This is a genomic window from Blautia sp. 1033sp1_1033st1_G9_1033SCRN_220408, from assembly GCF_040929965.1.
GTDB lineage: Bacteria > Bacillota > Clostridia > Lachnospirales > Lachnospiraceae > Blautia_A > Blautia_A ammoniilytica.
Window position 1 is genome coordinate 108,907 of the sequence record NZ_JBFKZO010000008.1, and the last position, 21,999, is coordinate 130,905.

The window sequence follows — 21,999 nt, forward strand, 5'->3', positions numbered from 1 at the left end:
CAAATCATTATTCTGCCTGTGCATCATAGGATTGCTTCACAATTTCCATGATTTGATCTAATTCATCCTGATGCTCCATAAACAATTCTACATCACCATTTCCCCAGCGTCCTAAACCTGTAATATCCTTGCAGATACCGTTAGGATCATTAATCTCTGAAAACTTCATATTAATCGAAATACGCAATCTTTGTTTCTGGAAGACAATATCAACAAAATTAGTATCCAGCTTATAAGCAACATACAATTTTTTATATTCCTTCTTCACCGCTGGAGATAAGTTCATAATACGCTTATCCAAAGACTCAAACAGCATTCTTGTAAAAGCATTAACATCATATGATTCTAAGGAATACTTCTGCACTGTTTTTTCTTCTGCTTGATATGGTGCTAGTTCTGCATCTGTTAAAGTTGGATATGGCCAAATAGCTTCTGCTTTCTTTGCTAATTCATTTGCTCTCTCTTGGATGTTTTTCTCATTCCATTCATTCTGCAAAACCACATATTTATTAAGCCTAAGTGCACTTTCCTTAAATCCACCCGGCATATCCATCTTATCCAAGAAAGGCCTGTCACTCATCTCGGAATTATATGCAGTCAAAGTAAGATTGCCAATTGTATGTAAATATTTTTTCTGGACCTCCTGCCACTCAGGGCCAAGATCAGTTTGCCACTCCAAAGAAAGGTTTTTGTTTTGCGGCATAATATGCTCAATGGTGTAATTTTCTATAGTAATTGGAGCCTTGTTTTCAAAGTTTTCCAATCGACTTAGGATATAATTTCTAGCACGCATATTATAAATATCACGATTTACGAATGCACCTTCAAACTTATCGTTATCTGGAAATTCTTTATAAGTATCCTGCATTACAAAGAATGCCTTAACAGAATTCAGGTAATCATCTGGTTTAATATAATTCTTCAACGTTGCAAAGGTCTTGTTCATCGAATTAGTCGGAATTTCGCAAATTGCACGTCTCAGGACATAGCTAATACAAAGCTTCAGAATTTTCTTCAATTCATCTGATGTTATCAGTTCTTCAGTACAGTCATGATGAATTTTCAGTAAGAACGGATAAGATACTTCCATTCTCAAATCAATAATATCTTCATATAACTTCTTTAAATCCGTGTCAGAATTTCGCTTAAATACGATGTTAGTGTAATATTTTGCGTAGTCCAGCAAATCTTGACACAGTTCTCTAATACTTCCAAATTCGCAGTTCAAGTGATACAACTTGAACTCTTCATATACACGTCCTTGCTTTGGAATACGAGAAAGCTTCATGGTTAAGTAATGGCGGAAAAAAGCATCCATTACAGATCCTTGCGTTTCATAAATAAACAGTTGTTCCATAGGCCGCCAGAGATGCTCATATACATAGGTTTGCTCTGATGGCTCTAATCCCATCAAAACATAGTTACGAATCAAATCAGATTCTGAAAGTTCCTTACCGGTAGAGTTCAAGCTTTCAAAAATTGCCTGTGCATCGTCTACAGTACGGTCTAACGTGATATTAACAATCTGTAATTTTCCAATTGACTCGTATACCTCTGCAGGCTGAATTTCTTTATCGGCCAGCTTGTTAGCGAAAAAGTTGTAATTTTCAATCAGCCTTGATCGAGTACCTTCTGCAATTGGCTTTTCCTCAATAAGGCTTATAAGAATGTCCCGATCTGTTTCGGTTAACAGTAACTTATACCGTTCATCACCATTTTCGTACTCATTTTTTAGAAGCATATTATCTATACGACGAGCATTAATTGTTGTGTCACTAGGATTCTTTATTGCATAATCGCGCAAAGCCAGGAGGAGAAGCGTTAACGTAGTCATTCGCTGCTGCCCATCAATAATCATATACTTCTGAACACCTGTTGGCATTGCCTGCTCAGCAATATTAACAATAGATCCAACAAAATGACCAGCTTTACCTTTTCTCTGCATCTCTACAATATCGTTCCAAAGTCGTTTACACTGATCAATGTCCCAGCTGTAAAATCGCTGATAAACTGGAATCAAAAACTGTTTATTTCCATTTAATATCTCATAGATATTGCCTTTACGTGCATCCATACCGCACCTCCATTACTTCTTTTCTCCGTAAGAAACAGTATCTTCTGCCACCTTGCTTAGTTCTATTTCAGACACATATTTATATAGCTTTTCCTCTTTTCGTGGTTCCACATTATCTGTCCAAAGCTCACACTGACTAATTACTGTGCTTATTGCAAAATCGTAATCTTCCGGCGGATACTTATATTTCTTAAGGAGTCGCTTAACCATCTTACGCATTTGTGCTCTAGCGGTTTCTTTTTTCTGCCAATCGATAGTGCGATTTTTGCGAAGCATTTCTGTAAGTTCTCTTGTCAGAGCAATCAATTCATCATTCTTGTAAAAATCCTTGATATGCTCTGGTTTTGTAAGTGCATCATAAAATGCCAGCTCTTCTTGCGAAAGTCCCAACTCTTGACCATTCTTATAGAGATTTGCAATTTCCTCCGCAGTTTTAAGCAGTTCTTTAATAACTTCTTCATTGGTGATTAATCCGTTATAATAGGAGTTCATCAGTTGCGCTATCTTTTCTGAGAATTTTTGTGACTGCACCACATTTGTTCTCTTGTAAAGGGCCACCTGCTCAGCCATAAGTTTTTTCAAAATCTCAACAGCTATATTCTTTTCCTTCATTCTAGAGATTTCATCCAAAACAGCCGGATCAAACAAGCTGAAATTTTCACCGCCACTTTTGCTGCTGTCAAATAAGCTGATGACACCTTCGCTCTGTACTGCCGCTTTCAAAAGTTCGTTGATTTGATCGTTAATCTCGGTAAGCGACAGGCTCTTTCCACCAGTACCACCGTAAGTGATTTTAATAACCGTAGATCGCAAAGCCTCCATATAAGCTGCTTCATGCCTTTCCTGTTCTGTTGTCATACTGGAACAAAGCGAATGAGACTGTTTCAAAAGCATAGCTTCCTTCAAGAACAAATCTTTTCTTTCTGGTACACTTGCATCGAGAATAAAGTTTACACCACCCGTAATAAGCTTAGCCATTGTAAGCGGAGAGCCACCTACAAAGCCGCTAAAATCAAAGCCATGCAGTAAATCCTTGCAGACCTGCAGCTTTTCTTGAAACTTCGGATAGGCCATTTTTGCAATGTTCATGTCACCATATTTAGACTGATCACGCTTCGTATATTCTTTCATCGCCGCCTTTAGAGCTGACGCAATTCCAACATAATCAACGATCAATCCACCTTCTTTATCCTTGAATACACGGTTAACACGAGCTATTGCCTGCATCAAGTTATAGCCATGCATTGGCTTGTACACATACATAGTCGCCAAAGAAGGTACATCAAATCCGGTAAGCCACATATCTACAACAATGGCTATTTTCATCGGATCATTATTATCTTTAAATTTCCTCGCGAGTTCCTCCTTGTGCGCTTTGGTTCCGATAATCTCTTTCCAATCTTCTGGATCATTGTTACCGCCAGTCATGACCACACCCACTTTATCTGTCCATGTAGGTCTAATTTTTAAGATACGGCGGTAAATTTTCATTGCAATCGGACGAGAATACGCCACAATCATAGCTTTACCTGTCAGAAGATTTGCTCTGTATTTTTCATAATGTTCAACGATATCATCACAAAGAGATTCAATTGTAGAATCTGCTCCCAATACGCTTTCCATCTGGCCAAGCATCTTTTTGCTCTTCTCGATTGTTTGCGCGTCGGATTGTTGCTCCAAGACATCATAAGTGGAATCAATTAACGCTAGCGTATTCTCATCCAACTTTAGATGAACCACACGGCTTTCATAATAAACCGGACGAGTGGCGCCATCCTCCACTGCCTGTGTCATATCATAAACATCGATATAGTCACCAAACACTTCACGAGTATTTCTGTCCTTAGCTGAGATCGGTGTACCAGTAAAACCAATAAATGTAGCATTTGGCAATGCGTCATGAATAACACGGGCATTACCAATTACCGTATGCGCTTCCTTTTCACCGTTTTCATTCTCTGACATAACGATTTTCTCATCAAAACCATACTGCCCACGATGTGCTTCGTCTGCCATAACAACAATGTTTCTACGTTCCGATAAGGCTTTCTCTCCACGCTCAAACTTAAACATCGTAGTAAATATGATTCCATTCGCACTTCTGCCATCAAGAAGTGACTTCAAATGTTCCTTGCTCTCTGCTTGTACCGGTGTCTGACGCAAAAAATCTGCGCATTGTAAGAACTGTGCATAAAGCTGATCATCCAAATCAATACGGTCTGTCATAACTACGATTGTTGGACTGTCTAATGCATCCTGCAATAAATGTGCATAGAAAACCATAGATAATGACTTACCGGAGCCCTGTGTATGCCAGAACACGCCACCCTTGCCGTCGGTCTTAGTTGCTACCTTTGCTTTTTCGATTGCTTTGCGGACTGCGAAATATTGATGATATCCGGCTAATACTTTGAAACGACTATTGCTAACGCCCGAGAAAAGAATAAAATTCTTCAAGATATCCAACAGACGCTCCTTTTGGAACATACCCTCATAGAAAGTTTCAAAGGACGCATACGCAGTATCTTCGTAATTACCGTCTTTTGTTTTCCATTCCATAAAGCGATCTAATCCGGAAGTGATCGTTCCTGCTTTATTCGTAGACAAATCGCTAATTACACAGATTGCGTTATAATAAAAGATAGATGGTATGTCCTGCATATAATTGCGAATCTGATGGAATGCATTCTCCGCTCCCACTTCATCTTTCGCCGGACTCTTTAATTCCATTAAAACAAGCGGCAATCCATTTATAAATAGAATAATATCCGGACGACGGTTATTTCCGTTTTCAAGGAATGTAAACTGATTTACCACATAGAAAGAGTTGTTCTTTATATTTTGATAATCAATCAAACGTACAATCGACGATTGCTCCTCGCCCTTCACAAAGAACTTAACCGTGATGCCATTTTGCAGATAATCCATAAATATCATATTCTTCTGCAGCAGGCTTCCGGTATCAAAATTCTTCAATTTGGCCATTGCCTCATCAATAGCTTCTACAGGCAGACCACGGTTGATACGCACCAAACTATCTCTCAGAATAGAATCCAGAATCGGACTGGTATAATCTCTATCAAAATCCGGAGCGTAGAGGTGGTCATAGCCCATGTTTTCAAACAATTCAATGATTGCCTGTTCATATGTATCCTCTGTAAATAAATTTGGCATGTTCAACCTCCTGTATTTTTCGTTATATTTCTATGGTAAACAAGAATTTAGCGGTTTAAAGGTCGATGTCAGAGACATCAAGTTGGCCAGACATCAACTTAGGTAACAACGTATCTCGAATATCAGCAAGTCGTGAGTTTTCTGCTTCAAGCACTTCCTGCTGTTGGAAGATTGGAGTACAAAAGGCATTGAACTTTTCAATAGTCTCATTATCTGGAATTACAACAGGAACAGATTTCATCCCTGCGCCTGATATTTCCTTAAAAGTTGAACCTGAAGCCATTCCCTCGATGGTTGGCAATAAAAATTTCAGAAGATAATACATAAAGGCTGTACCAACATTTTCATTTGGAACTACCGATTTGAATCCCTGATTAGTTGTTACTTCATTGGCAGCAATGGCAATGTACCCAATAGGCGCTCTGGAACTAAACAAAACTGTTCCGGTTGGCATTTTGGTTGCACTACTCTTGGAAAGTCCTAATTCTGAAATATCAATTTCACCGCGAGAGATAAATTTTGACTTATTAAGAGATAAATCCTTTGGAGTGATCCATGCTATACCTTGCTCGGAGTAATATTCTGGCTTTGTTTTGGATGGAGTTCCACCTGCGACTACAGTTCCAAGGTCGGAAAGCACACCATCTTCCCATATTGGATTAGCATTCTCAATAAATAATGAGTGAAAAAGAGCTTCTGCTTGCTGCTCTAAATTCCCATTAATTCCGGCTCCACTAAACTGTGCTCTGACAGTAGCTTGACTCTCTGCTAAACTATCATTTATGTTGTAAGATATGTCGGTATCATAGGATATATCTGCTGTTTCTGGCATCAATAAAAGTTCCTTAATGATATCTTCCTCATAAATCAAGCCCTCCAATCCCTGCATTTCAGATTTTATCAGTTTTTTCGATGGGCGAATTATATCAACATTTCCTTTAACACTAAAGTGAATATCAACATCTTCGTCGTAAACAGTAGAAACATTTTCAATTGCAAGCGGCAAAAACAACATTCCATCAAAGGTAGTTACGTACCAGTCCATCATCTGCACTCGATGTAAACTGTATTCTAACTCTGTTATTTTATTATGCTTATCTTTTTCCTCTTGTGTTCCGTCATAAGACGTTCCGCCTAATAATTCTGGCTGCACTTCCAAATTTCCAAAATCAAAGAAGTCTCTATCACATGAAAGATCTACATTAAGATATTCTTTTGCTAAATCAATAATAGCTTTTTTATCCTCATCTTTGATGTTTACCCTGTGTCTTTGAAACAAGTTCAACTTAAAGGAATTTTTTATTGGAGTTAACACTGTTCCATCTTCACGAATAATATCAGGAACATCTTTAGAAGAATCATTTTCTTCCTCTACATTATGAAGTTCTGGAGGGTTTGGTATCCCAATCTTTTTGATTTGCTCTAACAGCACAGCGCATTCTTCTAGTATTTGCTCTTTATGTTTAATGAATAAAGAAGCCTTCGATATTTCATACGGGTTGAGACTATCAGAAATCACTCCATCATCGTAACTACCTATACGTAAATTGGAGAAGCCTGATTTGACACGCTTGCCCTTTTCCAGCACATTTTCAACGGTATCTTGTATTACACCTTTTATATACCGTTTTATTTCGCCTTTGCTTTTTCCATCTTTTAATGAAAATGGAGTCAATCTTCGACTTGCGATATCGAAAGGCATATTCTCTTGTGCTCCAAAATCAGAATTCAAAACACATATTACTCTGTCCCAACCTACAACATGCGTAGCATATCCTAACTCAAGCATTACATTAGGATTCGGCATATATTTTATCTTCTTATTTCCATCTTTATCAATTGTCTCGTATTGACATACCGCACTAACATCTGCAATAAAAATATCGCAATCATCAATCTTTGAAAAAATTGTCTGCGCTATATCCGGGGACCCAAATTCTCCCTTTGTATCACGGTCAGCTTCAATATCAACTGTATCTCTCAACAAACGAACTGCATCTTTGATACTGTCTTGTATTATGTTCCTTGTATCACTTCCCGGCAAATCAGATTGCCAAGAATAAAATATTGTAATCTTCGAATCAGCCATATACCAAATCCTCCTGTCATCTATTCCACTGCCAAGTCTATCTCTTAGTATCGAGTAGCTTAAACTGCGGTCGGCTCTGACAACAATTCTAGTGCCACAACCTCTGACATCTAATACGCTGCCTAAACCCTACCGTTTTTTCCGACCATCCACTTTTTCTCTAATCAGGCCGAAAAGTAGATATGTTTCCATATAATAAAACCGAGCTTTCCGCAAGGTTTCTTACGATGATGCTAACCTTACAAAAAGCCGGTCAATATGCCACTTTCTGGCACTTATTTATCTTTTCTTGACAACAAAACTGCGCACTCAACATGCTCGGTAAAACAAAACATCTCCACTGGCTGGATCTTCCTGACAGCATAACCTTTCCGGGTAAGGTATCCCAAGTCACGGGCTAGGGTTTCCGGGTTGCAGGAAATGTACACCACCCGGTCAGGGTTTAATTTCACAAGGGAGCTTAGAAATTTCTGGTCACTTCCTGCACGAGGCGGATCCATAAATACAACCTGGGCGGTCTGTCCGGAAGCAGCCATTGCTTCCATATATTCCCCTGCATCTCCTTCGCAGAAGCGTACATTGGAACTTTTATTTTCTTTTGCATTGATCCTGGCGTCTTTTACTGCATCCTTATTCAGTTCAACTCCTGTTACCCTTCCTGCTTTTTTCGCTGCGATCAGGCTGATGGTGCCAATGCCGCAATAGGCATCGATCACACTTTCTTTTCCTGTCAGGTCTGCATATTCCACAGCTTTCTCATACAGGATCTCCGTCTGCTTTGGATTTACCTGATAAAAAGACCTGGGTGAAATACGGAAGGTACAGCCACAAAGGCTATCCTTAATATAACCCTTTCCGTAAAGCACAATATCACGGTCTCCAAGAACCATGCTTGTATTTCTGTCATTTACATTCAAAACGATTGTTGTGATTTCAGGATGTGCCTTTTTCAGTGCTTTCACAAAATTATTCTTTGACGGAAAAACCGGTGAAACAGTTACAAGAACCACCATGATCTCTTTACTGGTAAAACCTCTGCGTACCAGTACATGACGTAAAAGTCCATATCCGGTATCTTCATCATATGTCTTGATCTTAAAGGATTTCAGCATGCCACGGATGGTACGGATGATCTCCTGGCTTTTCTCATCCTCGATCAGGCACTGGTCAATAGATACAACCCGATGGGATCTGGGCTCATATATACCGGAAATAATATTTCCTTTCCGGTCACGGTCAAAAACTGCATGTACTTTATTCCGATAAAAATATGGATTCTTCATCCCTATGATTTTCTGCACTTTTCCATATTTTCCCAGCAATTCCTGTACCTGCTTCTGTTTTTTGGCAAGCTGCTTCTCATAGGGCATCCCTTGGTATCTGCACCCTCCGCATTTTTTTGCATATGCACAACTTAATACTTTTTCTTCGCTCATTTTTCCTCCAAAAAGCATTGCAGACTTTTATAAAAACTCCACAATGATTCTAATATTTCGATCATTATATTTTCTCGATAGTATTCCGCAGCTTCTGCATCTTTTCATCCAAAGCTGCCACTTCCTCCGAATAGTCCCTCAGTTCCTTGGCTGCCTTTTCTGCACCAGATACGTTTTTTTTGTACATTAACTGGTACTCCAGCACAGACCAGAAATCCATGGCAACAGTACGGATCTGTATTTCCACTCGTTTTGTCTCAGATTCTTCATTGAAATAAATAGGGATATCCACGATCAGGTGAAGACTCATATACCCGTTTTTCTTTGGCTTTTCAATATAATCCTTCTCTTTGATAACTTTGATATCTTGCTGTTTTTTCAGGATCTGTGCCACTTCATATACATCATCAAGAAAAAGACAGACGATCCTTACACCGATCAGATCGTTCAGCTTTTTTCTTGCGGTCTGCAGATCTGTATCCAGTCCCTTCCTCACAAGCTTGGCATATATGCTTTCCGGCTTTTTGATCCTTCCGGTAATACTTTTCATAACTTCTCTCTGATATTTCATGGAAAGCTGTTCATCAATGATCTTTGCCTTTGCTTCTACAATACCGATGGCATACTGTCCCTGCAGATAGAACTGATCCTTCTGCATGTCTTTGTATATTTTCCTGATTTCTGCTGCTTCTTTTTCCCCGATTATATTCTTATCTTCTTTATTCCCCATAAACGATACACTCCTTGATCCAATCCTACGTAACTGTTCAGTATCATCACAGTTACTTTCTACTGAATAGTTACAATAATACAATAAATTTTCCTCAATGCCAATGATAAATGATGAAATAATACAGGATCCTTGTGCTTATTATCCATATGTTTCTGTAAAATCCTGGTAAAATCATAAAAATGCCACATTCCTTATTACTGAAGAACTCTTTTCAGTATTAAGAAGATGTGGCATTTATACATTTCATCCGGAGGTATCTTTGCAGGAGTTTTTTACAACATTTACTGGTTTATACAGTTTCCTTTTTATGATCGTAAAAGCGGCGAACCATCCATACCGCCAGCGCTGAAGCAAGCAGGCCTATCAAGAAGCCGGCCAGGACGTCTGTAGGATAATGAACTCCCAGATACAGCCTTGAAAAGGCGATCATACAGGCCAGGACCAGGGCCGGGATCCCGTATTTCTTTGGCAAAAGCCTGAAATACACAAAAGCACTTGCAAATGAAGCGCAGGTATGCCCTGATGGAAAAGACCAGTCTATTGGCTTGGTGACAATTGGGATCAACGCACTGTATGTATCATATGGCCTGACTCTAGCCACCATATTTTTCAGACATACATTAGTGATCAGCGCTCCGATCACAAGGGCAATTGCTGCTGCCGCGCCTGCTTTCCTGGTTTTCTTCATGATCAGCAGGACAACCGCCAGAAGGATCCAGAACCATCCTCCGTCTCCCAGAAATGTGATGGTCCTCCAGAAGCCATTCATCCATTCTTTTCGGATATGCTCCTGGATGTATAAAAGAATAGAGATATCTGCATTTTGAATTATATTCATTTTTCTGACCCTTTCTTTTCTTAGTACGCAAAAAGAATATCAGAAAACAGATTACACTATTTACCCCAAAATGTAAAGCTTGTAAAACAGCATTGCCGAATATAAAATCATCTTTTCACGAATAAATCCTTTTAAAATAGCATTTCACGGATTGCTTCATTGATCATCTGTTTGTGAAGGGCACCATCTTTATCCTTATCCGGGATTTCCAAAAGCACAGCACCAGGAATATGCTTTTCCAGATATTCTCCATATTCGTAAGGATGGCACAAATCATTCCTGCAGGCCAGAATGGTAACAGGAACCTGGATATTCTTCAGCACCTCCACATTAGGAATAGGTGTCTTATCCGGCAGGATCTGATATTTCTGCCAGTATTTAACACAGGCTTTATCTTCAAAAGGAGAAGTAAACGCATTACAGGTATAAGCAGACGGCTCCTTTACGATCTGCCACCCTTCAGTGGTATAAAAACGCTCAATACCACCTTCCTGCAGACAGGCTCCCAGATCATAATACGCTTTCTGAACTTTATCTGACATAGGATGATCTGTCCATGCATTCCGGATCAGAAGAAGCTTTTCGGCCTTCTGGGGATATCTTACAGCTAGATTCAGACATACTGCAGCTCCCATAGAGATTCCTGCAAAGTACGCCTTTTTAATTTCCAGTCTATCCATTAAATCACACACATCATCAGCAAGATGATCAAAGTCAAATTTCTCCCAGCAGGCTTCACTTTCGCCGTGGCCCTGCTGGTTCAGATTGATCAGGCATACCCCTTCAAGCGGCTCATAGGTAGACTGGATCTGCTTTACGCTTCCTCCCATTCCATGCAGAAATATGAAGGGTATCCCTTCACCACTGATCTCATATTCCAGGTGAAGACCATGATTTATCCATTTATACATTAAGAATCTCCTCCAGGAACTTTTTGCTTACCGGTATCTGTTCTTCTGAAAGACCATGCATGATCAGTGCACCTTCATATCCTGTCTTTTTCAGAAGATCAATATACAGTCTGAAATCAAGATCTCCCTGTCCGGCAGCTACGAACTCTGTGTTTCCTTTAAAGGAAATATCTTTTGCATGTGCCAAAACAATATCCCTTCCAAGGATCTCAAAACCTTCCTTCAGAACCTTTTCCATGTCTGCTGCATCACCGTCATGGAACAGGTTTGCACCATCCATAATGATCTTGATCCGGTCACTGCCGGAAGCATCCATATATTTTCTTGCGATCTCAGGAGAACAGATAATATTACTTGCCTCTGTTTCCACACCAAGGATCACATCATTATCATCTGCATATTTTAAAATGGTCTCTGTGGTTCTCATCAGGTCGTCCCAGGAAGACTGCTTGGTATTGTCCTCATGCCATTTCCATTTGCTTTCTTTATTCTTGGATCCAGTGCAAAGTGTAACAATGGGAATACCCAGATATCTGGCGATCTGGCACTGAAGCTTAAACTGGTCACAGCCTTTTTTTCGCGCCTCTTCGTCCGGATCGATCATATTAAAGGTACCGGAAAGTGCATCCAGATGGATGTTATATTTTGCAGTAAGTGTACGGATCTCTTCCAGTTTGGTTTCTGCCACATGCTCCGGCAGGGAAGGAAGACCTGCATTGGAAAGATTGAACTGAGTATGTGTAATGCCATTTGCAGTCATTCTTCTGTATGTTTCTTCCAGATCACCAATCTCATAGGTTCTGGAAAAAATACCGATTTCTTTCATGATCATAATCCTCCCTTAACGTCTTTTAATGCGATCCATTTGCCACCCTGCTGTACAGACTGATAGGTTGCGATCAATGCACGCATCACCATCATTCCATCATCTGCAGTTGCCCCTGTACACGGTGTGCCGTTTAAGATACTGTCTGCAAAGCCTTCCAGCTCTCTTCTGTAAAACTGGCCGTCATATGCTGCAGGTGTGGAAGAAACATTGGTTTCTTTATCATAGCATTCTACAATAGAAGAACGGAATTCCCATGGATTAAAGGTCTTAGCATAGACTGTTCCGCCTGTACCGTAAATCTCACAGCCTTCATGCCACTGCTGTGCAATTGCAATGGTAAGATCCAAAGTACCAATGGCTCCACTGGCAAAATTACAGTCAATCAGCCAGGAATGAACCTTTTCTTTATGTACATATCTTGCGGAAACGCAGTCAATATCCCCCATAAAATAAAGAGCTGTATCAAACAGATGGCTTCCATGTCCCAGAAGGTAATAATGATCCAGCACTGCCTTTGGATTGCCTGCCGGTTTCTTCATTGCATCACTGGAATACAAAACAGGCATCACGTTATCTGTAAGGGTATAACGGCCTACACTGTCACAATACCAGCCTTTATATGTTGTGATCTCGCCCATTTTTTCTTCTTTAAATTTCTTGGCATACTGAAGGCCTTCATCATAGCGCTTCATATGACCCACCTGAAGGAACAGCCCTCTCTCCTCTGCCATTTCTTTTAATTCCTGGCATTCTTCAATGGAAACTCCCATAGGCTTTTCCACAAAAACATGCTTTCCTGCAAGAATCGCCTGTTTTGCACATGGTACGTGAAACTGATCCCCAATACCAATGATCACTGCATCGATTTCCGGATCTGCCAGCATTTTGCTGTAATCGTCATATACCTTTTTAGGGGAATAAATAGCAGCCATTTTTTCACGAAGTTCTGCTGCCACATCACAAATTGCTTCCAGCTGAATGTTATGTGCTTTCGTGCATCCGATCAGATGGGCAGCCTGACAGATGATTCCACAGCCAAGTACACCAACCTTTAAACAACGCTCGTCTTTTTTTACATTTGTTTTCATTGTATCATAACTCCTGTCCTGTTTATTTTTTACTGTCCATTAAAGAGGTTCGGATTCTTTTTAACAGGTTCATTGTATGATTTTTGCATGCGTATTTCAAGCATATATTATGCGTGTTTATGCGTGTTTCATTGTTTCACTCATATGATTTTATTTAAATATCTTTTTTTCATCTCTTCTGGAACCCTTCTGGAACATACAAGATGGGTGATTCTTTCCAGCGGACATACGATGTAATTTGCTTCTTTATCCAGCTTTGAATTATCACAAAGTACATTCAGTTCCCTGCAGTTTTCTGCCAGATACTTCTTTACCGGAGCTTCATCTTCATAAGGATAGGGTACAGATACCCCTCTTTTAGCATCTACAGCATAAGCTCCCAGAAAACATTGGTCAAAATGATAGTCCTTCAGCTGGGAAAGCACCAGTTCCCCCACCGTTGTCTGGGAACCTTTATTGTAGTGGCCTCCAAGAAAAGTAACATCTGCATTTGGACGTTTCCGCAATTCCTCTGCAACAGGAAAGCTGTTGGTCACTACCCGAAGCCGGATGGATACAGGAAGAAGCGATACAAACAAGGTATTGGTAGTCCCACCGTCAATGGCGATCAGTTCGCCCGGGTGCACCAGCTCTACAGCCTTCCTTGCCACCAGATACTTTTCATCCTTATCCACATTTTTCCTGGCATCAATGCCTGGTGCCGGCCGTTTCCAGGGAATAGCCCCTCCGTATACCCTTTTCAGGATCCCCTGCTCTTCCAGTTCAGAAAGATCCCGTCGTATGGTATCATGGGAACAGCCAAATACCCTGGTAAGTTCCTCTACATTTACTTTGCCGGATGCATACAAAATATTCAGGATCTGCTGATGTCGTTCTTCCTTTAGCATTGCACTTTGCGCCATTTTCACAGTTCCTTTCCTGATTGGTTTTCTATTGCCTGCCGTTTCTTAAGCTGTTCCATAACTGTAGGAAAACGCTGATAATCAGTATGTGGAAGAGCCTGTGCTGCCACCATCATATTCAGGAAATCATCCACAGCTGCAAACTGGATATACACCATTTCCTCTATGATCCTATCTATATCTGCCAAACATGACCTCTCTAGCAGAAGCTTTTGTGCCCCTTCCAGAGATGAATTGCCTGCATTAATGATCCTGTTCCGATCCATATCCGGATACATACCAATTGCAATGGCAGATTCTTTTGATACATGCTTTCCAAAGGCTCCTGCCACATAGAAATTTGCAGCCTGGTCCATGGTAATGCCGGATTCCCGCAGCATGATCTCCACCATAGTATGGGCTGCTGCTTTTGTACGGATAAATTCCTGAATATCTTTCTGATAAAAGAAAAGCCCAGGTGCATATTCCACTGCCAGCATTCCCTCTTTTTCCTGGATCCTGCTGTTTTTCTCTGGAACAAGATTTCCCCGGATATCCACCCAGCCGCAAAGAAACATCTCAGCCAGCAGATCAATGATCCCGGATCCACAGATTCCTTCCGGCTTCCCTTCTCCGATCACATGACAGTAGATCTGTCCTTTTTCAATATGTACCCTGTCCACTGCACCTTTGGATGCACGCATGCCTGTTTTTACAACACCGCCTTCCAAAGCCGGTCCGGCTGCTCCTGCACCACATAAAAGAAACTCCTGGTTCCCGATCACCAGCTCCCCATTTGTACCTATATCAAAAAAGATATTGATATCTTTGGACTTATATATTTCTGTAGCGATCATCCCACTGATAATATCTCCTCCCAGATAGTTGGATTTGGAAGGATAACAGTACACATAGCCTTTTACAGGAATTCCCAGCTCCTCACCTTTTAAGAAGCCAGGCTGGTCAGCCCGCAAGGCATGAGGTGTGTAAAATACACAAAACGGATCCATGCCCAGCAGAAAATGAATCATAGTTGTATTTCCTGCAATCACCATGGATATACAGTCCTGCATCTGTACCCCACTGCTTTGCTCAAGTTCCTTCATACATTCTTTTAACGAAGCAATGGTTTCCTGCCGTATTTCTTCCAGTTTATCCGGAGCATCCTTGCAATAAAAAATCCTGGAAAGGATGTCTGTTCCAAAGCGGATTTGCCGGTTATAACAGCTTACTTCTCTGATACACTCTCCGGTTGTACAATCTATCAGCCGCATCACCACTGTGGTACTGCCAAGATCTGCTGCCAGTCCATAGTGCCTGTGACTGGTATCACCTTTTTCCAGTTCTGCGATCACCCACCCTTCTCCATCCCAGGATAAGGAGACAGTAAGCTTATATTCTGCATCCTCGCATAATGGGTATAGTTTTCTTAAAATCTTTAAAGGCATGTAGGCCTCTATTCCCAGCTGCTTCAGACCATCCAGTATTCTTTTTTGATCTGACCGGTTTTCTTCTTCTGTGGGAAGGGGTAATTCCAGATATATTTTCTTTGAAATTCCATCCATATATAATAATTCTTCGAAAAGAGAACTATCGTTCTCTCTTCCTCTCTTTCTTTCGTTTTTCTGTATCATACCACAATCCATTCCATAGAAAAAGAGCCTGCAATTCTTTTGTCTTCAGAACCACAAACCCTTTTTAACCTTTTATCTTTCTTTATAACTGTTCAGCATTTTATATCATTGCAGCTGCAGGTTGCTGAATCATTATTTTTCTTCTCTTTTATCAGGAAAGGGATCATCCAGAAAACGTGCAACATGAAACTCCCCTTTTTCTGCCTGGTAAAGCTGTAATAAAGCCAAACCAATACCTGCTGCACCGTCAAAGCATCCGATAGGAGTACTTTTCTTACCAGGAGCGATCCTGTCAAGGGCAAAGCTCCATTTCACCTGATCTGTTCCATCCACAGATTCAAAAATGCCATGCTCTTCCAGCTCTTCCCCGCATTTTTCTGCCTGTTTCAGATATTTCTCATCTCCAAAGGCAGCCCAAAGCCCAAGATACATATTCAGGATCCCAGCTGTACCGCAGCACAGATTATAAGTATTCCAGTAGCCTTCTGACCGGATCCTTGGAGCACCTACAGCCTCCAACCCTTTTACAAGACTTTCCAGTTTCTCTTTATATTTAAGATCACCGGTAGTTTCATACATCTTGTAATAGTAACGTACTGTACCTGCTGGTCCGTGGCAGTACCCCAGGTAGAACAGATTTTTCCTGTCCGGAAGCCCGTGAGGAAGCAGCTTGCCGTTTCCTTTTTTCACTGCAACAGAATCCATGAATTCTGCAATTCCTTTGTTACCTTCCAGATATTTAGGATCATTCCCTGCTTCATATAGTTTCATAAGAACAAAGCCAATGCCTGCTGTACCCATTGGGAAATTGGGGTCAATATAATTATCATCTGCTCCAAAATAGGAAGGATCTACTCCCGGATACCAGCATCCGCTCTTATCCTCTCTTCTTTGTTCCAACAGGTTTTCTCCTGCCAGAAGTGCAAATTCCTTCCACTTTGGATTCTTATATACCCTTGCTGCATAAATAAGAAACAGGATGGTGCCTCCATCTCCTACGATTCCAGGAAATGTAGACCAGGTATAACCTTTCCCGTTTTTGCCAGGTCTGGCATCTTCCTGCATTTTGGAAATAATGGAAGCGACCGTATCAGCGTATATCTTTTTTCCTGTTACCAGATACAGCCTGGTAAGTGCAAAGCCAGCTCCGCTCCAACCGCTTGAGAAAGCATATTTTGAAAAGTTACGCTTCAGCTCAGGTTCGTTCTCCCAACGGTATTTCAGATAAGAACCTGCCTCTTTTGCTTCATCAAGATATGTACTGTCTTTTGTCACATCGTAAAGTCCCAGAAGAAAACACAGGATCCCGGAAGCGCCTGCATACATGCAGATCTCATCATAATAGACAGGTCTTCCTTTGGCTGCATCCTCAAGAGACCAGAAGATGCCTTCCGGTCCCTTTCTTTTTCTGGTATTGATAAAATTCATAGCCCTTTTAGCAATTTCCAGATAGTCCATAGTTATGATCACTCCTGTGTAAATTTCCCGGTTTCCACGTTATAAGTAGTTGTTTCCGGAACACCATCAAGCACCGGGAATGCCTTTTCTTCAAATTCTTTCTCATCCAGATCCTTATTCAGATCACCGGTAGCCTGCAGATCTGTAAATGCATTTTTGAAAGTATCTCTTGCTGCTGTTACACCTGGATTGAAATCCAGTCCTTTGATAATGCCTGCATTTGTTTCCACATCACCGGATACATATCCTCCTTCGATCTGGATCTTTGCCGCTTCTTCTGGATTTGCACTTGCAAAGGCTGCACCTTTCTGTACAGCTCTTGCAAAGGCTGCTGCCCCCTCTGGATTATTCTTGATCATATCCTGAGTTACAAGAGCCATGCAGCAGTATTCATCTTTGAATTTCTCATCTGTACCAGTGTCAAGAAGTTTTGTTACATCATAATTGGCTTCAATCATGGTTCCCATTGGCTCATGAACACCAATTGCATCTACAGCTCCATTGTCCAAAGCCATTGCAAGATCACTCATTGCATAAGCCACAAAATTCACATCTGCATCAGCACCATTTACAACAAATCCCAGATCTGCCAGTTTTCTTTTTACTTCCAATGTACTGGAGTCTGAAAGACTTGGAACACCGATCTTTTTTCCCTTCAGGTCTTCCAAGGAACTGATCCCTGAATCTGCCTTTGCATAAAACTTGGTGCAGCCTTTGTGTACACCTGTTACAAAGGAAACAGCAAGACCGTTGGAAATAGGAGTGATAAAGTTGCAGGCCAAACCAAATGCAGCATCGATTTTTCCCGCAGTGATCAGGTCTACTGTCTCAGAGGAAGCAGCCACTGTTACTTCACATTTCTGTCCGATGGCTTCCAGCTCTTCCTCGAAATATCCGTTCTCAGCAGCTACCTGCATAGCAACACCACACACTGTATCTTTGCTTACCTGGATACGTACCACTTTCGTATCATCTGCCTGACAGATCACAGTTCCTGCTGCAAGCATTGCTGCAACTGTAACAGCTGCTGTGATTTTTTTCAGTAATCCTTTTTTTCTCATAATCTTTTTCTCCTCATGTATAATAATTTTCTGTAACTATGTGACCATTTAATGCTTTTTTGCAAACTGCTGCCTTATCTTTATAAATAGTAATCCGGATCCTGTAAATTTCCTGCAAAATTAAGGATCTCCAAGATTTCTTTTCTGTAATTCATAAACACATCCTGTCCACGTTTTCTTGGTCTGGACAAATCGATATTGATCACCTGCTCTACTTTTGCAGGTCTTGCTGACATTACCACTACCTGATCGGACAGATAAATGGCCTCGTCCACATCATGGGTTACCATGATCATGGTCATATTATGTTTTTTCCAGAGATCCATGATCATGTCCTGCATATTCATTCTTGTAAAAGCATCAAGAGCTCCCAAAGGTTCGTCCAGGAGAAGCACCTTGGGATGCCCCACCAGTGCCCTGGCAAGTGCTGCTCTCTGACACATTCCTCCTGAGAGCTGGTGTGGATAGGATTTTGCAAAATCCTTCAAGCCTACCAGTTCCAGGAACTGATCCACATCTTCTTTCTTTTCTTTATATTCCCCTCTGGCTTTTAGGCCAAATGCCACATTATTACGTATATTCAGCCAGGGAAAAAGATTGGCCTGCTGAAATGCATAGCCTCTGTCTGCTCCTGCCTTCGTGATCTTCTCTCCATCCAGGTAAATCCCGCCCCGGTCAGGAAGATTCAGGCCTGCGATGGCTCTTAACAGTGTGGTTTTTCCACATCCGGAAGGACCGATCAAAGATACAAAGCTTCCCGGCTTCACAGTAAAGCTAAGATCGTTTAATGCCACCACTTCTGAGCCGTCCGGATTTATAAATTTCTTCTGTACGTTATCAATCCTGATCTGGCCTACCATTTGATCACTCCTCTCTGCCATACCAAAACCTGGTCTTTGATTTTAAATACAAGGGTGATCACCATTGTACAGATCACTGCGATCAGGATCAGCCCTGCATAAACATTTGCATAAAGCATCATGCTTTTTTCCCAGTTCAGATACCAGCCAAGTCCTGCGTCAGCGCCTAACAGTTCAGCGGTTACAAGGGTAACAAAAGCACTGCAGGTTGCATAAAAGATTCCAAGGAAAATGCTTGGCATTGCTGCCGGAACTGCCACCTTAAAGATCCTGTTCAATTTGCCAGATCCAAGGGTAGAAGCCACTTCAAAGTAAGAATTATTAACATTCTGGATACCGCTGCTGGTCATCAATGTTATTGGAAACCATACTGCCAGTGCAACCATGAATACGGATGCTGAATAAGTAGTTGTAAACAGTGACAATACCAGGGGCGACCAGGAGGTAGGTGGAATAGGCCCTACTAACTTCATAAACGGTGAGATCCAATAGCTTGCTTTTTTGTTGAATCCGATCAGGATACCTGTAAGGAATCCCAGGATCCCGCCTGCCAGAAATCCGCGGAGCAGAAGCTGTCCGGATGCCAGAATACATTGGATCAATAATTCATAATCAGTAACAAAAACGCCAAACACCCTATCCAGACAAGGGAAAAACAATACCGGAAGTAATGCATATTTGGATGTGATCAGATTTATCACTGTGATCAGTACTGCTGTTCCTGCAATAAGGGGAGCCTTGTAGCTTATCCTTTCATCCAGCTTTGCGCTGATAAATGAAGCAATAAACAAGATTCCGTAAACAACAGCCAGAAGTCCCAGAAAATACAGGAAATATGGGTGGTCTGCCGGTGGCTGCAATTCTGAATCCGGTATTACAAGATCTGTAACTGCTCCCAGAGCCAGACCTGCAAACGGCAGAGTTTTTATTAATGTTTTATTCATACGTGTTCTTCCTTTTCCTATTACGTAATGATTAATTCTCTTATATGATGATCAATTCTCTTACGCAATGCTTCAGTCTTCTTTGTACATATTTGTGGAGAGGTATTTAAACGCATTATCTGCCAGGATCACTACTATATTTTTCCCTTCTGCTTCAGGTCTTTTTGCTACTTCAGTAGCTGCCTTTACTGCAGCTGCTGCAGACTGTCCTAGAAAGATCCCGTCTGTTTTTACAAGCTTTCTGCCGGTTTCATAAGCATCTTCTGCGATAATATCAAGACACTCATCATAAGGCAGATGTTCCGGCGAAAAGAAAACCGGAATTTTGTCTGTTGGTACGTCATCAAATGCCAGCACACCGTCAATAGTATTTGCTTCCGGATGATCTAATGATTTTCTGGACTGTTTTGCTGGCTGCGCACCAATGATCTTTACATTCGGATTTTTTTCCTTAAAATATCTTGAAAGGCCTGCCAAAGTACCGCCTGTACCAACAAGAGCTACCACATAGTCTACCTTTCCGTCTGTATCTGCCCAAATCTCCGGTCCTGTGGTTTTATAATGTGCTTCCGGGTTGTCTTCATTTGTTCCCTGGTCGATGTAGAAATAGCCATGTTCTTTTGCATAGGCATTCATCACAACAGACAGTTTTCCCATTGTAAGGCCTCCACTTTTCAGCATTTCCAGAAATCCAGGTACATCTCCGGCCTGAAGCAGATTCACTCCATAGGCTTTCAGAATCAGGGTACGTTCTATAGATACTCCCGGCTGGATTACTACAGAATATTCATATCCTCTAGCATTGGCAAAGGCTGCTGTAGCGATCCCTGTATTGCCGCTGGTAAAGTCAAGGATCTTACCGCCAGGCTTCAACCTTCCGTCCTTTTCTGCCTCCAGGATCATATTTAATGCTGCTCTGTCCTTAACGCTTCCGGATGGGTTAAAGTATTCCAGCTTTCCAAGAAGATGGGCTTTCAGCCCAAGGCTTTTCTCATAATTCTTTAATTCTACAAGCGGTGTATGTCCAACTAATTCTGTGATTGACTGATGTATATTTGCCATGTTTCATTCCTCTTTTATGATTTCTTTTTTAGTTCTTTCTTTTTGTTTCTTATTTTTTGCTCTTTTACTGTTGATTTTTTTATGTCTTGTTTTGGTTTTAACTCTTGTTTTGATTTGCTTGTTTTGATTTGCTTGTTTCACATGGGGATTTATATTCCCTAGTTTTTTGATATGTTTTATATGTTTTATGCTGCTTATTATATCAAACTGTTCCGAATTGTCCAATACATTCCATTTATTGTCCGTTATAGTTTTTTTCTATTGCACTGATACGCAAAAGAAGAACAAAAAAGGATATGCACGGCTTTCATCACCATACATACCCTGATATTCTTAAAAAAATTATCTAAATACTTGACTCTGTAATCATTTTATTTAACATAAATATAGCAAGAATTCTCCTTCCTCTGCAGGTGGGAGATGAATTGCGAAAAAGCGAAAAGAACACTTGTTCTATGACACAATCCGTGGTATAATAGAGTCAGTCGAAAATATAAATTGTTAGAAAAAGGACTGATTTGTATGGGAAAAACAGATCATAATGCGCATTCAGTATATCAGCTGGGAGTAAATCCCCCAGCTGATATAGCCTCCGGCAGGATTGCAGAGGTGCGCAGGAGAAGTACGTCATGCAATTGCATGACGCGCACCTCGCAGCAAGAATGCCTCGGCATTCTTGAACGGATGTATTATCATCTGATCATGGTAGTGAAATATCGATGAAAAGTGATTGATAATCCAATTTCAGAAAGAGCAAAAGAGATATGGGAATATATTGTTCCACGGTAGGGAAAAGTTCTGGAAGAATGGAGTCAGAGTTTCTGCCTACTGACAGCTGGAGGTGCTCCGATAGAAGTAATCCGTCAATGCATTGAAAGCCAGGGAGAGAAAAAGTATTGAACATAGCATATCGTTTCCGAATTTATC

Annotated in this window: 17 protein-coding genes and 1 pseudogene; 1 reads left to right on the forward strand and 17 read right to left on the reverse strand. The window is 40.9% G+C overall.

All coding sequences use genetic code 11. From position 1 onward, the window contains the following. Positions 1 to 7: 7 nt before the first annotated feature. From AB5916_RS08345 to AB5916_RS08425, 17 genes are all read right to left on the reverse strand, one after another. On the reverse strand, positions 8 to 2,074 hold the full coding sequence (locus AB5916_RS08345) for a DUF262 domain-containing protein (protein ID WP_368190258.1): 2,067 nt from the start codon (positions 2,072 to 2,074) through the stop codon (positions 8 to 10). A gap of 12 nt (positions 2,075 to 2,086) precedes the next feature. Next, positions 2,087 to 5,248 carry a type I restriction endonuclease subunit R gene (locus AB5916_RS08350; protein ID WP_368190259.1) on the reverse strand — a complete coding sequence of 1,054 codons (3,162 nt, stop codon included), beginning with the start codon at positions 5,246 to 5,248 and terminating at the stop codon, positions 2,087 to 2,089. Positions 5,249 to 5,303: 55 nt separating this feature from the next. Continuing rightward, entirely contained in the window at positions 5,304 to 7,337 is a 2,034-nt protein-coding gene (locus AB5916_RS08355) for a restriction endonuclease subunit S (protein WP_368190261.1), read from the reverse strand. Between the two features lie 275 nt (positions 7,338 to 7,612). After that, positions 7,613 to 8,773, reverse strand: coding sequence for a 23S rRNA (uracil(1939)-C(5))-methyltransferase RlmD (rlmD, locus tag AB5916_RS08360; protein WP_368190263.1), 1,161 nt, complete (start codon positions 8,771 to 8,773; stop codon positions 7,613 to 7,615). Positions 8,774 to 8,837: 64 nt separating this feature from the next. Then, complete coding sequence (locus tag AB5916_RS08365) at positions 8,838 to 9,503, reverse strand: GTP pyrophosphokinase family protein (RefSeq protein ID WP_158421270.1); 666 nt, start codon at positions 9,501 to 9,503, stop codon at positions 8,838 to 8,840. 292 nt (positions 9,504 to 9,795) lie between these two features. Beyond that, positions 9,796 to 10,344, reverse strand: coding sequence for a phosphatase PAP2 family protein (locus tag AB5916_RS08370; protein WP_368190264.1), 549 nt, complete (start codon positions 10,342 to 10,344; stop codon positions 9,796 to 9,798). Positions 10,345 to 10,475: 131 nt separating this feature from the next. Next, entirely contained in the window at positions 10,476 to 11,255 is a 780-nt protein-coding gene (locus tag AB5916_RS08375) for an alpha/beta fold hydrolase (protein WP_368190265.1), read from the reverse strand. Beyond that, the gene (locus AB5916_RS08380) at positions 11,248 to 12,081 is read right to left on the reverse strand and encodes a sugar phosphate isomerase/epimerase family protein (RefSeq protein WP_368190266.1); all 834 of its coding nucleotides are present in this window, start codon (positions 12,079 to 12,081) and stop codon (positions 11,248 to 11,250) included. Before AB5916_RS08380 ends, AB5916_RS08375 begins: the two co-directional genes overlap by 8 nt. Positions 12,082 to 12,083: 2 nt before the next feature. Continuing rightward, complete coding sequence (locus AB5916_RS08385; protein WP_158421274.1) at positions 12,084 to 13,172, reverse strand: Gfo/Idh/MocA family protein; 1,089 nt, start codon at positions 13,170 to 13,172, stop codon at positions 12,084 to 12,086. 140 nt (positions 13,173 to 13,312) lie between these two features. Then, positions 13,313 to 14,074: a DeoR/GlpR family DNA-binding transcription regulator gene (locus tag AB5916_RS08390; protein WP_368190267.1), complete on the reverse strand. Its 762-nt coding sequence runs from the start codon at positions 14,072 to 14,074 to the stop codon at positions 13,313 to 13,315. Positions 14,075 to 14,076: 2 nt separating this feature from the next. Continuing rightward, positions 14,077 to 15,699: an ASKHA domain-containing protein gene (locus tag AB5916_RS08395; RefSeq protein WP_368190268.1), complete on the reverse strand. Its 1,623-nt coding sequence runs from the start codon at positions 15,697 to 15,699 to the stop codon at positions 14,077 to 14,079. Positions 15,700 to 15,819: 120 nt separating this feature from the next. Then, the gene (locus AB5916_RS08400) at positions 15,820 to 17,145 is read right to left on the reverse strand and encodes a lanthionine synthetase LanC family protein (protein WP_368190270.1); all 1,326 of its coding nucleotides are present in this window, start codon (positions 17,143 to 17,145) and stop codon (positions 15,820 to 15,822) included. An 8-nt stretch (positions 17,146 to 17,153) separates the two neighbouring features. Beyond that, positions 17,154 to 18,206 (reverse strand): ABC transporter substrate-binding protein, encoded by a 1,053-nt coding sequence (locus tag AB5916_RS08405; RefSeq protein WP_368190271.1) that lies wholly within the window; start codon positions 18,204 to 18,206, stop codon positions 17,154 to 17,156. An 80-nt stretch (positions 18,207 to 18,286) separates the two neighbouring features. Then, positions 18,287 to 19,066 carry an ABC transporter ATP-binding protein gene (locus tag AB5916_RS08410; protein WP_173726894.1) on the reverse strand — a complete coding sequence of 260 codons (780 nt, stop codon included), beginning with the start codon at positions 19,064 to 19,066 and terminating at the stop codon, positions 18,287 to 18,289. After that, a complete protein-coding gene (locus AB5916_RS08415) occupies positions 19,060 to 20,010 on the reverse strand; it encodes an ABC transporter permease (RefSeq protein ID WP_368190273.1) in 951 nt (316 codons plus the stop codon). The genes AB5916_RS08410 and AB5916_RS08415 overlap by 7 nt, the downstream gene beginning before the upstream one ends. Positions 20,011 to 20,082: 72 nt before the next feature. Then, positions 20,083 to 21,072, reverse strand: coding sequence for a PLP-dependent cysteine synthase family protein (locus tag AB5916_RS08420; protein ID WP_368190275.1), 990 nt, complete (start codon positions 21,070 to 21,072; stop codon positions 20,083 to 20,085). Positions 21,073 to 21,075: 3 nt separating this feature from the next. Next, on the reverse strand, positions 21,076 to 21,297 hold the full coding sequence (locus AB5916_RS08425) for a hypothetical protein (RefSeq protein WP_368190276.1): 222 nt from the start codon (positions 21,295 to 21,297) through the stop codon (positions 21,076 to 21,078). A gap of 459 nt (positions 21,298 to 21,756) precedes the next feature. Here AB5916_RS08425 and AB5916_RS08430 point away from each other — a divergent pair. After that, a pseudogene (locus tag AB5916_RS08430) lies at positions 21,757 to 21,972 on the forward strand (transposase). The last annotated feature ends 27 nt before the right edge of the window (positions 21,973 to 21,999 follow it).